Source organism: Streptomyces sp. NPDC050121, from assembly GCF_044460385.1.
In the GTDB taxonomy this organism is placed as follows: Bacteria; Actinomycetota; Actinomycetes; order Streptomycetales; family Streptomycetaceae; genus Streptomyces; species Streptomyces soliscabiei.
The window spans coordinates 347,542-360,330 of record NZ_JBITJV010000004.1 but is presented as its reverse complement, the minus strand read 5'-3'; the positions used below and the strand labels follow the sequence as shown (position 1 = coordinate 360,330).

The window sequence follows — 12,789 nt, the reverse complement described above, 5'->3', positions numbered from 1 at the left end:
ATCTGCCTCAGCCCTTGACGCTGATGCCGCGGGACTTCAGGTCGTCGACCGTCCACTGCTGCATGTGCGCGAGCAGGTCGGTGACCTTCTGCTCCTTGCTGACGACCTTGCCCCAGCCCGCCTGCAGCTCGGTGAACATCGCGGTCCAGTCGGGGCCGAAGGCCCAGTCGGTGGTGACGGTGCCCAGGCTGTCCTTCACGACCTGCTGGGCAGGCTGGTAGTTCGTGCCGAGCAGCTTCTGGGAGATCGCCTCGCCGACGTAGGAGTCGCTGTCGGCGAGTGCGGGCATCACGCCGTTGCCCGTGGTGGGGCTCGCCATCGTCTTGACCGCGCCGGTGTCGGTGGACATCCACAGCGCCGCCTCGGCCGCCTGCTTCTGGTTCTCGCACTGCTTGGGCACCAGGGTCACACCGCCGCTCTGGTTGGTGCCGGCCGGGGTCTTGGCCGCCTCACCCGCGAAGGTCGGCCACGGCGTGAGCGCCCACTGGCCGAAGGACTTGGTGAAGTTGTTCACCATGCCGGCCATCTGCCAGGTGGAGATCTGCCGGGTCGCGGTGCCGCCGTTGTCGTAGTTGCGCTGGACGGCGGCGTAGTCGGCGAAGGAGAGCTTGGAGTTGAGGTCGTTGTCGATGATGTCCTGGATCACCTTCGCGGCCTTGAGGGTGCCCTCGTCCTGGAAGTTCACCTTCCAGGAGTTGCCGTCGATGGCGTACCAGTGCGCCCCGGCCTGCATGGCCAGCACCTCCAGGGTGCTGGGGTCCTCGCCGGCATAGTTGGTGATCTTGATGCCGTGTTTCTTCAGCTGCTTGCCCGCGGCGATGAAGTCGTCCCAGGTCGTGGGGGCCTTCAGGCCGTACTTGGCGAAGATGTCCGTGCGGTAGATGGTGAACGCGGGTGCCGAGCTGGTCGGCACGCCGTAGACCTTGCCCTGCACCAGCCCGGCGGCCCAGGAACCGGCGTTGAACTTGTCCTTGCTCGGCTCGATGTACTTCGTGAGGTCGGCGAGCGCGTCCTGCGAGACCCAGCTCGTCACGTACTCGGCGGTGTTCTGCACCAGACAGGGGGCGTTCTTCGCCTTGACCGCGTTGGTCAGCTGCTTCTGCATGGTGAGCTGGTCGGTGACCTTGGTGTACTTGAGCTGGACGTCCTTGTGGGAGGCGTTGAACGCCTTGACGACCGCTTCCTGGCCGTTGGCCCAGCCCCAGAAGTCGAGGGTGACCGGGCCGGACGACTTCGAGGACGAGTCATCGTCCCCGGACCCGCCGCAAGCGGTGAGCAGACCTGTCAGTGCGAATCCCGCAACGGCGGCGCGGGCGAACCTTCTCCGGGGGCTGGTGGAGTTCATCTGACCGTGATCCTTCGGGAAGTAGGCCTCGGAATCGAGGAACGGCGGCTCGGTACTGGCCAGGAACGGCGGCCGGGGGAGGCGTCGGCTCGCGGTTGCGGGGGGTTCGGCCAAAGCGGAAGCTGTAGTAACCGGTTGCTGGGACCGTAGGACGGACGCTCCGCACAGAGCAAGAGGTAGGCGGAAACTTGTTACGGCCGCCGGTCGGTGGGACGAGGTCTGCGGGAACGCCGCACATGGGGCACGGTGGAGTGATCTGTGCAGGTCAGAGACGCTGGGCAGAGCTCTTCAGAGCTCCCGGAGGGGATCTCTCAAGGGTTCGGCGAGGTCGGCAAAAACCTTCGGTAAACGGTTTCGTAACGTGGTCACAACGCACTCGCTCACTGTCGAGATGGAGGCCGCACCGAGTCGCGTACGACGACATGGGTGCCCAGTACGAGGTGCTCCCCGTCGCCCTTGCGGCCGCCCGCGCCGCCTTCGCGCCGGTCGGCGACCGCCCGCAGCGCGACGCGACCCATCTCCTCGTACGGGACGTGCACGGTGGTCAGCTGAGGGGTGAGCTGGGAGGCCAGCGGGATGTCGTCGTAGCCGACGATCGACACGTCCTCCGGGACGCGCAGGCCCGCCGAGCGCAGCGCCTGCATGGCTCCGGCAGCGACGATGTCGGTTCCGGCGAGCACGGCGGTGAAGTCGGGCGTCTCGCGCAGGGCCGTCTCGACGGCCGAGTACCCGTGCTCGTCGTCGTACGGACCGTGCCGCACCAGGCCCGGGTCGAACGGCGCCCCGTACGCCTCGAAGGCCCGCCGGGCGCCCTTCAGCCTGCTCTGCGCCGTGGTGAGAGGGGCGGGCCCGGGCAGGATCAGGACCCGTCGGTGGCCCGCGGACAGCAGATGGCTGGCCATGGCGTAGGCGCCGGACTCGTTGTCGTAGTCGACGGTCGTGGCCGGCACGTCGCCCTCCAGCGGCGGCCTGCCGACCAGGACCAGGTGCGAGCCGGCCGCGTCCAGGGAGCGGGCGAAGCGGGCCATGCGCAGCTGGTACTCCTCGTAGTCGTAGGCCCCGCCGAGCAGGACCACCGCGGCGACACCCTGCTGGCGCATCATGTTCACCAGGGCGAGCTCGCGTTCCGGGTCGTCGCCGGTGGTACCCACCAGGGAGAGCCATCCGCGCATCGTGGCGGCGCCCTCGACGCCCTTGGCCACGTGGGCGAAGGCCGCGCCGGTGATGTTGTTGAGGAGTATCGCGACCGTCGGCGTGCCGCCGCCGGCCAGGGAGCGGGCGTGGGCGTTGGTGACGTAGTCCAGGTCCCGGACCACCTTCATTACCCGGCGGCGCAGCTCTTCCGAGACCGGGTAGTTGCCGGACAGCACGCGCGACACGCTCGCCACGGACACGCCCGCGCGCTCCGCCACGTCACGGATGGTCGACCGTCCGGCGTCCGAGCTCGTCCTGCGCTGACTCACCGTGCTGGCTCCTTCGCCGTCGTGGTCCGCCCGCGGGGGAGGCCCGGGCCGCCGGGCTCCTCGTCGGTGCGGAAACGGTATCCCATCGTTCCCCCAGGTGGGGGAGCCTGTGGACAGGGCACGGCGAGCGCCGCTGAACAGGGCTTTTCCCCACCCGCGGGCCATCGGTGGGCCGAAGGGGCGGGCCGGTCGCGGCGCGAACCGGGGCGTCCGGGCGGCACCGGCATCACGCGACCCGGGCCAGGTCCGCGTGCCGTACCTCGTGGGCCAGGGGCAGGCCCTGCGCCAGGCGCTCCAGTTCCTCGACGACGATGCGGCCGAGCCGCTCCAGCTCGTTGCCGAGGGAGCCCGCGATGTGCGGGGTCAGGAAGACGTTGGGCAGCCGGTACAGAGGGGAGTCGGCGGGCAGCGGTTCGGGCTCGGTGACGTCCAGGACCGCGTTCAGCCGACCGGAGAGCAGCTCTTCGGTGAGGGCGGCGTGGTCCACCAGGGCGCCCCGGGAGGTGTTGATCAGCAGGCCGCCGTCCCGGACCAGCGCGAGCCGGGCGCGGTCGAGCATGTGGTGGGTCTCGGGGATGTCGGGCGCGTGCAGGCTGACGATGTCGCTGTGGCGCAGCAGATCCTCCAGGGAGAGGAGCTGGGCGCCGAGCTCGGCGGCCTCGGCAGCGTCGACGTACGGATCGTGGAGGAAGGCCTCGAAGTCGTACGGGCGCAACAGTTCCAGCAGGCGGCGGCCCACCCGTGAGGCGCCGATGACGCCGACGCGGCGGCCGAGGTTGCCGGTGGTCGCGGTCTCGGCGGGGGTGGGGTAGGCGTGGGTGCGGCGGAAGCGCTCGCGGTGGCCGAAGGCGTCCTTTCCGGCGAGCAGGATCATGGCCAGGGTGTATTCGGCGACGGGTACGGCGTTGCCGGTGACCGCGCTGGAGACGGCGACGCCGTGCTGCCACAGGGCGTCGCCGACGAGGGAGCGGACCGAGCCCGCCGCATGCAGGACCGTGCGCAGCCCGGGTGTCGCGGTGAGCGCGTCCGCGTCGAGGTGGGGGCAGCCCCAGCCGGTGATCAGGACCTCGGCGCCGGCCAGTGCGGGCGCGGCGGCCGGATCGGCGAAGTTCCGGACGACGAGCGTGGGGTCGAGGTCGGCCGTTTGCCGCAGGCGGGCCAGGAGCGGCGCGGGGAACAGCAGGGGGAGATGCACCGGATCCATGGCGAACACGGCCCTGGGCAGCTGGGCGCTGGGCATGACTCTCCTGAGTTCGTAGGAAACATTTTCTGAAAGCGTCTTCTACCGTAGGTCTGCTCCGGAGCCGGGGTCAATCGGTGGGGCGGATCGCCGAAGCGGAAATCCTTTCGGACCGCTTTTTGGGTAAAGGGGCACTTCAGAGCGGGAGTTCGTGAGGCGCGGCGGGGCGTGCGGGTGGGCTTCGGGGAGTGTGAAACATGTTTCCGGTGTGAGGGCGAGAAGTAAGGCGCGAGGGCGGAGCCGCGGGCACCGCCGGTTGCCGAAGGTGCGCGGGGTGGCCTTCGCAGATGCGAGTCGGCGAAATCGTCGAAGGGTCCCTCCCGGTGCGGAGCTGGCCGCCGACTCGCTGATCACAGCAGGTCAGGCTGGGTTTTCTGGATGGTCGTGATCGCTCTGCGGTGACTGCGCGGCGGCTGGCGGCCCGTGCGCAGAGTTTTCGAAAGTCTGCGCAGGCTCTTGACGCGCCATCGAGACCGGCACAAGCTCTGGCCACCCGCTCATAGCAACCGGTTGCTACCTGTTACTACGGCGAGTCTGTCGCGATCCCGTGTTCGCGCCCTCCTCGGATCACCCGAGCTCGTATCCCCGAATCAGAAGGCGAGGCCTCCATGCGCTCCCATGCCGGTCGCTCCTATGCCGGTGCCCCTCCCAGCCGCCGTCGCTTTCTCACTCTGTCGGCCGGCGGCGCCGTGGCCGGCGCGACGGCGCTGAGCGGCTGCGCGATGCGGGTGTCGACCGGGGTCGGTGGATCCGGCGAGACCGTCACCGTGATGGTCAACTCCGGGGACATCCTCCCGGAGCAGGTCCAGCAGGCGAAGAAAGACCTCGGCATCAAGATCAGCTTGGTGAAGTACGACATCACCAAACTGATCGCGATGCTCACCAGCGGCGACCCGCCCGACCTGGTGCGCGGCGTCGGGGCTGTGGACCTGCCGTTCTTCGCGGCGCGGGACGTGGCCGAGGAACTGGACCCCTACTTCGCCCGAAGCACCATCCTCAAGCTCGACGACCTGGATCCCGTCAACGACCTGTGGCGGTTCGACGGCCGCACCCAGGGCAAGGGCCCGCGCTACGGCATGGCGAAGGACTTCTCCCAGGACTCCATGTTCTGGTACGACACCGCGGCGTTCGACAAGGGGGGTGTCGACTACCCGTCGGAGACCGAGCCGGTCACGTACGAGGAGTGGCTGGACACCGCCAGGCGCCTCGTGCAGCGCAAGAAGGGCCAGACCACGGTCTTCGGCGGCAGTTTCAACGGCCTGACCCGGGCCACGCTCCTGGCGACCATGACGGCGTCCGCCGGCGGCAACCTCTTCAGCGACGACTTCTCCCGGGTCGACTTCACCACCCCCGAGGCCCGCAAGGCCCTGGCCTGGTACCTGGACTACGCCAGGACCAAGGTCGGGCCGAGCCTCATCCAGCCCGACCCCAACGGCTGGGACGGGCCCACCTACCAGGCCGGGCGGTTGGCCATGTCGAACTCCGGATACTGGCTGGGCGGCATGATCGGCACCGACAAGAAGCTGGCGGACGTGTCCCGCCTGGCACCCGCCCCCGTCTTCGCGGGCGGCCCGCGGATCAGTGCCTGCCAGGGCGGCACCGGCCTGTGGATGCCGCGCGCAGCGAAGAACAAGGACGCCGCATGGCGGGTTTTCGAGTGGTTCTTCGGCGAGGAGCCGGCCAAGGCGCGCGCCTCCGGCGGCTGGGGCATCCCCACCCTGAAGTCGATGCGTTCGCTGATGCCGGCCCAGCAGGACTACCAGAAACGGGTACTGAAGGCGCAGGAGAACGAGCTGAAGCACTTCTCGGTGGTCTCCTTCACCCCCTACTCCAGGGCAGACGCGGTCGACGCCCTCTTCAACCAGATCGCCCCCGCCGCGATGAACGGCCAGATGTCCGTCGACGCTCTCGCCGGTCGCCTGAACTCGGCCATCAACGAGCAGCTGAAGCGCGGTAAGGAGCAGGTGGCATGACGGCCGACCAGATCTCCTCCGTCGCCAAGCGGCCGGGCGCCGCCGCGAGCGCCCGACGCGCACCGGCCGCCGCGGGGTCGGGGACGTCCATGACCGCGCGCAGGCACCGGGCGTTCTACATGTTCGCCTCGCCCTGGATCATCGGGTTCCTGCTGCTGACCGTCATGCCGATGGCGTACGCACTGTGGCTGAGCTTCACCACGTTCGACGGCATCTCCCCCCACTGGAAGTACGTCGGACTCGGCAACTACCGCGAGCTGGTGAACGATCCGGTCACCTGGGACGCGCTGGGCCGCGCGGGACTGTTCGCGGTGACCTCGGTGCCGCTGTCGATCACCGCGGGGCTCGGTCTCGCCGTCCTCGTCAACCGGCCGATCAAGGCGCGCGGCGTGTTCCGCACCCTGCTCTATCTGCCCGCCGTGGTGCCACCGGTGGGCGCGGGCCTCGCCTTCAAGCTTCTCTTCGATCAGAACTCCGGCGCCTCCAACGGCGTACTGACCTTCTTCGGCATCGACGCCCTGGGCTGGCTCGCCGACCCCTACGCCCGCTACGTCCTGCTGATGACGGTGCTCTGGGGCGCCGGAAACGTCATGATCATCTCGCTGGCGGGGCTTCAGGACGTACCTCGGGAGCTCCACGAGGCGGCCCGCATCGACGGGGCGAGCGCCTGGCGCACCTTCCGCAGCATCACCGTGCCGTTGCTGTCGCCCGTCCTGCTCTTCCAGACGGTCACCGGGATGATCGCCTCGGTGCAGACCATCATGCCGCTGCTGCTGGCCCCGCTCGGCGACACGAGCGGCATCACCACGGTTCCGCAGTCCAACTACCTCTACATGATGCACGTGTTCGCGCAGTACTTCGCGCTCGGCCGCTACGGCTACGCCTCCGCGCTGCTGTGGGTGCTCTTCGTCCTGATCCTCGTCGTGACCGGACTCATCTTCAAGTTCACGTCCGGCGCGGTGTTCTACAACGTCGACCCGGAGGCGAAGAAGTGACCGCCACCACCCTGCGGCCCACGTCATCGACGACCGACACGCGCGTGCGGGTACGCGTCAGGCGCCTTGTCCTCTACACGGTCCTCGTCGTCGTCACCGGGCTGTTCCTCGGCCCCTTCGGCTGGCTGGTCCTCAGTGGCCTGAAGACCCAGGGCGAACTGGCCGCGTCCCCCGTGCACTGGCTGCCCGACGCCTTTCAGTGGCACAACTTCGCCGACGCCTTCAACCAGATCGACTTCCTCGGCTACGCCCGCAACTCCCTGGTCATCGCCCTCATCTACGCCACGCTCGTCACCCTCAGCTCGGCCTGGGTCGGCTTCGGCTTCGCCCGCCTCGACGCGCCCGGCAAGAAGGTGCTGTTCGGCGTCCTGCTCGGCTCGATGATGCTGCCCCAGATGGTCACGCTGCTGCCGACCTATCTGATCTTCGCCAAGCTCGGCATGGTCGACACCTACTGGCCGTGGGTGCTGTGGGGCCTGTCCTCGGCGCCGTATCTGGTCTTCCTCTTCCGGCAGTTCTTCGCGGGCTTGCCGCGCGAACTGGAGGAGGCCGCGATCGTCGACGGCTGCGGATACACGTCGGTCTTCTGGCGGATCTTCCTGCCGCAGTCCTGGCCCGTGCTTTCCGCGAGCTTCATCATCGCCTTCACCTGGACCTGGGGCGACTACATCGCCCCGCAGCTCCTGCTGTCCACCGACCGCACCACGCTCGCCGTCGCCGTGATGACCACCTATGTCAGCGAGGCCGGCACGCCCGTGCCCGAGCTTCAGGCCGCGGCCTCCGTGATGTATGTCGTCCCGATCCTGCTGATCTTCCTCATCGCCCAGCGCGGCTTCGTCGCCGGGATGTCGACCTCCGGTCTCAAGTAACCCTCTTACCGACCTGTCCCTTGCAAGGAGTCACACATGATCACGCCCTTGTCCCGCCGTACCGCCCTGCAGGCGGCCGGTGCCACGGTGCTCGCCGCCGGCCTCACCAACCTCACGGCCACGGCGGCCCGGGCCGAAGGAACGGACGACAACTCCGCCCCCAGGCTGGTCACCTACCCCCGTCCGGCCACCATGCCGACCAACACCAGTTTCAAGGTGCGGGTGCGCACCGCCCCCGACGGTGAATGGCAGACGTTGGACGTCTACCGGCCGCAGCTGGAGGAGATCAACCCGGCCACCGGCTCCGGCAAGGTCTACAACTCCTCGATGGTGTACTTCGACTTCCAGGGCTCCGTCGAAGTCGAGGTGACGTACCTCAAGGGCGGCACCACCAAGGCCCGGGTGAGACCGGACTCGTACGGCATCAAGCCCGAACTCGGCGGCGACACCCTGGTGTTCACGCTCGACGAGCCGAAGGACGTCGTCGTCCAGATCAACGACGAGATCTTCGACTGTCTGCACGTCATCACCAACCATGTCGACCACCACCCGTGCAGCCCCGACGACCCGGACGTCATCTACTTCGGCCCCGGCGTCCACAAGGTCACCGGCAACGTCCTCACGGTCCCCAGCGGCAAGACGGTCTACCTCGCGGGCGGCGCCGTCCTGCAGGCGCAGGTGTTCTTCAAGAACGTCGAGAAGGCCGCGCTCACCGGCCGCGGCATGCTCAACGCCGGCCCCGGCGGCATCCTCTGCGAGGGCAGCAGGAACATCCGCGTCGAGGACGTCATCATCATGAACCCGAACGGCTACGCGGGCACGTTCGGCATGAGCGAGAACGTCCATGTCAAGAAGGCGCGTTCGTTCAGCTCGAAGGGCAATGGAGACGGTTTCGACGTCTTCTCCTCGACCGGGATCGTCTTCGACGGCTGTTTCATGCGCAACTCCGACGACTGCTTCGCGATCTACTGCCACCGCTGGGACTACTACGGCGACACCCGCGACATCACCATCCAGAACTGCACGCTGTGGGCCGACGTCGCGCACCCGATCAACGTGGGCACGCACGGCAACACCGACAACCCCGAGACGCTCGAGAACCTGGTCATCAAGAACATCGACATCCTCGACCACCGCGAGCCCCAGATGAACTACCAGGGCTGCATCGCTCTCAACCCCGGCGACTCCAACCTCATCAAGAACGTCCACATCGAGGACGTGCGGATCGAGGACTTCCGCTGGGGCCAGGTCATCTACATGAAGGTGATGTACAACCCGAAGTACAACACCTCGGTCGGCCGCGGCATCCAGGACGTCTACGTCAAGAACCTCAGCTACACCGGCACCCATGCCGAGCCGTCGCTGTTCCTCGGCTACGACGCCGAACACGCCATCGACAACGTCACCTTCGAGAACCTGGTGATCAACGGGGTCGTCGTCGCCGACTCGATGAAGAAGCCGAAGTGGTACTACACCACCGACACCATCCAGTGGTTCTACAACGAGCACGTGACGAACCTGACGTTCCTCACGACCGCCGAGGCCGAGGCGGCCGCCGCGTCATGATCACCTCCGCTACCAGCCGCCGGGGCTTCCTCGGCGGCGCGGCGGCCCTGCTGCTGGCGTCGGGTACGAGCGCACTGCTCGTGCCGGGCGCCGCCCGGGCGGCCGAGAACGAGACCGGCAGCCGGACCTTCGCCCACCCGGGGCTGCTGCACACCGCCGCGGACCTCGCCCGCATGAAGGCCGCGGTCGCCGCCCAGGAATCGCCGGTCTACGACGGCTACCTGGCCTTCGCGGCCCACGCCCGCTCGAAGGCCACGTACCCGATCCAGAACACCGGGCAGATCACCTCCTGGGGCCGCGGCCCCACCAACTTCCAGAACCAGGCCGTCGCCGACTCGGCCGCCGCCTACCAGAACGCGCTGATGTGGTGCGTCACCGGCAACCGGGCCCACGCGGACAAGGCCCGGGACATCCTCAACGTCTGGGCGGCCTCCCTGACGACGATCACCGGGGCGGACGGCCCGCTCGGCGCGGGGCTGCAGGCCTTCAAGTTCGTCAACGCGGCGGAGCTGCTGCGCCACACCGGCTACGACGGCTGGACGGCGGCGGACATCGCCCGCTGCGAGCGGTCCTTCCTCGACGTCTGGTATCCGGCCGTGTCCGGCTACATGCTCTACGCCAACGGCAACTGGGATCTGACGGCACTTCAGACCATCCTGGCCATCGGCGTGTTCTGCGAGGAGCCCGTGCTGTTCGAGGACGCCCTGCGCTTCGCCGCGGTCGGCGCCGGCAACGGCAGCATCCCGCACCGCATCGTCACCGACGCGGGCCAGGGCCAGGAGTCCGGCCGCGACCAGGGTCACGAGCAGCTCGCCGTCGGCCTGACCGGCGACATCGCCCAGGTCGCCTGGAGCCAGGGCGTCGACCTGTGGGGCTTCGACGACCACCGCATCCTCGCGAACGCCGAGTACGCCGCCCGCTACAACCTCGGCGGCGACGTCCCCTTCACCCCCGACCTCGACCGCACCGGCAAGTACGTCAAGACGGCCGTCTCGGCCGTCGGACGCGGCAACCTGCCCCCGATCTACGAGATGTACTACGCCCACTACGCGGGCGTACGCGGCCTCGACACCCCGTACACCAAGGCCGCCGTCTTCCGGGGCACGGGCGGCGCCCGCGTCGTCGAGGGCAGCAACGACGATCTGCCCAGCTTCGGCACCTTCGCCTACGCGGGTGCCACGGCCCTTTCGCCGACCGTGCCCACGACTCCGGCGGGCGTCACGGCGGTCGGCGACGACCAAACCGTCACCCTGGCCTGGCTGCCGTCCGCGTGGGCGAGCACGTACACCGTCCGGCGGGCGACCCGCCCCGAGGGCCCGTACGAGGAGGTCGCCTCCGGGGTCGGCAAGCCCGCGTACACCGACAGCGACGTGCACCCGGGCCGGACGTACCACTACACGGTCACCGCAGCCAACTCGCAGGGTGTCAGCGACACTTCGCGCCCGGTCGCGGCCGTCGCCGGCCTCCCCGAGCCCTGGTCGACCCAGGACGTCGGGGACGTGAGGATCCCCGGCTCCGCCGCCTTCGACGGTGAGCGGTTCGTCCTTCAGGCCGGTGGCGCCGCCGACGCCTACCGTCTGGTCCAGCTGCCGCTGGCCGGCGACGGTTCGGTCACCGCGCGGATCGTGTGGCCGCTCAGCTCGCAGTACTCCAAGATCGGAGTAACCCTGCGTGACTCCGCCGACCCCGACGCGGCGCACGCCTCCATGCTGATCCAGGGGCTGCCGCTGCACACCTGGAGCGGGGTGTGGACCGTGCGGCCGCGCACCGGGGCGGTCGTCTCGGCCACCGGCAGCACGCCCGTGCCGCCGTCCCAGCAGCAGGCCATCACCAGCTCCGCGGCCTTCCCGATCTCCAACCTCGGCGCCCTCCCGGAGTCCGCGACCCCGCTGGAGGCGCCGTACGTCGAGGGCGCGGGCGACGGCTACCGGCTGCGGGCGCCGTACTGGGTGCGGGTGACGCGCAAGGGCCGTCGCTGCACCGGCGCCATCTCCCCGGACGGCATCCGGTGGACCGAAGTCGGATCCACCGAGGTCGACCTGGGGCGCACCGCCCTCGCCGGTCTGGTCCTCACCTCCTGCCTGGGCGTCGACGCGGACTACGCCGAGACCGGTACCGGCGCCTTCGACGACGTCGACGTGGTCTCCGCCACGACCGGCGAGATCTGGTCCATGCCGCGCCCCGCCCGCGCCGTCACCGACCTGCGGGCCGTCGCCGGCCCCGACGCCGTCGAACTCGCCTGGACCGACCCGGACCTCTCCGCCCGGTACAGGGTGCTGCGGGCGACCACGGAGCGCGGCCCCTACCGGACGATCGCGACCGGCATCGGCCCGGTCGGGTTCGGCGCCCGGCTCCGGTACGCGGACGCGACGGGCGCGCCCGGCACGACGTACCACTACGTCGTCGCGAAGACGAACGCCGGAGGCCGCGGCCCGCTCTCGGAGTCCGCGGCGGCATCCATGCCGATGCCTGGCACGCCCCAACTCACCTCCATGACCACGGCGTTCGCGAACAGGGGCGTTCCCTTCCGTCACCTCCTGCGTGCCTCGCACGAGCCCATACGATTCACCGCGGACGGGCTCCCCGAGGGCCTGCGCGTCGACCAACGCACCGGTCTGATCTGCGGCACCCCCAACGAGACCGGCGAGTTCACGATCACCACCACCGCGGGCAACGCGGCGGGCGACGGCACCGCCACCCTCGCCCTCACCGTCGGCACACCCCCGCCCACCCCCTGGACCTACGGCGATCTCGGCGACGTGATCCTCGACGACCGGGCCTACGGGACGCTCGGCGTGGTCGCGATCCGCACGGCGGGCAGCAGCTCGTACGACGACGGAGCCTTCACCGTCCGCGGCGCGGGCGTCGACCTGACCGTCAACAACCAAGGAATGACAGGGCAGTTCGTACGACAGTCCGTCACCGGCGACTGCACGGTCACCGCCCGGCTGGTCTCCCGCAGCGGAGCCACCGCCGACCGGGTGGGCCTGCTGATGGCCAAGTCGCTGTCACCGTTCGACCAGGCCGCCGGAGTGATCGTCACCGGCGGGACCTCCGCGCAGCTGATGCTGCGCAAAACCGTGGCCGGCGCCTCCGCCTTCTCCGGCACCGCAACTGTCCAACTGCCCCTGCTGCTACGGCTGAAGCGCGCCGGGACCGCCTTCGCCGCAGCAGTGTCCACCGATGACGGCGCCACCTGGTCCGCCCTCGCCTCCGGTGAGATCCCCGGCTTCGGTGACGCCCCCTTCCACGTGGGCCTGGTGGTCTGCTCCCGCAGCCCTCTGGCCCTCGGCACCGCCCAGTTCGAAGAGGTGAGCATCACCCCCGACTGATCCCCC

At 69.3% G+C, this 12,789-nt stretch carries 8 protein-coding genes; 5 read left to right on the top strand and 3 right to left on the bottom strand.

The window, feature by feature from the left end:
* Positions 1 to 7: 7 nt before the first annotated feature.
* The 3 genes from ACIBTS_RS08715 to ACIBTS_RS08705 all read right to left on the bottom strand — a co-directional run bounded on the left by ACIBTS_RS08715 (position 8) and on the right by ACIBTS_RS08705 (position 4,048).
* Positions 8 to 1,345 carry an ABC transporter substrate-binding protein gene (locus ACIBTS_RS08715; protein ID WP_399317666.1) on the bottom strand — a complete coding sequence of 446 codons (1,338 nt, stop codon included), beginning with the start codon at positions 1,343 to 1,345 and terminating at the stop codon, positions 8 to 10.
* A gap of 380 nt (positions 1,346 to 1,725) precedes the next feature.
* A complete protein-coding gene (locus ACIBTS_RS08710) occupies positions 1,726 to 2,808 on the bottom strand; it encodes a LacI family DNA-binding transcriptional regulator (protein WP_399317664.1) in 1,083 nt (360 codons plus the stop codon).
* Between the two features lie 226 nt (positions 2,809 to 3,034).
* Positions 3,035 to 4,048, bottom strand: coding sequence for a hydroxyacid dehydrogenase (locus ACIBTS_RS08705; protein WP_399317662.1), 1,014 nt, complete (start codon positions 4,046 to 4,048; stop codon positions 3,035 to 3,037).
* 608 nt (positions 4,049 to 4,656) lie between these two features.
* On the opposite strand from ACIBTS_RS08705, the gene ACIBTS_RS08700 reads away from it, so the two are divergent.
* From ACIBTS_RS08700 to ACIBTS_RS08680, 5 genes are read left to right on the top strand one after another with little or no spacing between them, the layout of a single operon-like run.
* Entirely contained in the window at positions 4,657 to 6,021 is a 1,365-nt protein-coding gene (locus tag ACIBTS_RS08700; protein WP_399317660.1) for an extracellular solute-binding protein, read from the top strand.
* Positions 6,018 to 7,016 (top strand): carbohydrate ABC transporter permease, encoded by a 999-nt coding sequence (locus ACIBTS_RS08695; RefSeq protein ID WP_399317658.1) that lies wholly within the window; start codon positions 6,018 to 6,020, stop codon positions 7,014 to 7,016. Before ACIBTS_RS08700 ends, ACIBTS_RS08695 begins: the two co-directional genes overlap by 4 nt.
* Positions 7,013 to 7,885: a carbohydrate ABC transporter permease gene (locus ACIBTS_RS08690; RefSeq protein ID WP_319673040.1), complete on the top strand. Its 873-nt coding sequence runs from the start codon at positions 7,013 to 7,015 to the stop codon at positions 7,883 to 7,885. The genes ACIBTS_RS08695 and ACIBTS_RS08690 overlap by 4 nt, the downstream gene beginning before the upstream one ends.
* A gap of 36 nt (positions 7,886 to 7,921) precedes the next feature.
* Positions 7,922 to 9,451 (top strand): glycosyl hydrolase family 28 protein, encoded by a 1,530-nt coding sequence (locus tag ACIBTS_RS08685; protein ID WP_399317656.1) that lies wholly within the window; start codon positions 7,922 to 7,924, stop codon positions 9,449 to 9,451.
* The gene (locus ACIBTS_RS08680; protein WP_399317654.1) at positions 9,448 to 12,783 is read left to right on the top strand and encodes an alginate lyase family protein; all 3,336 of its coding nucleotides are present in this window, start codon (positions 9,448 to 9,450) and stop codon (positions 12,781 to 12,783) included. Before ACIBTS_RS08685 ends, ACIBTS_RS08680 begins: the two co-directional genes overlap by 4 nt.
* Positions 12,784 to 12,789 lie beyond the last annotated feature (6 nt).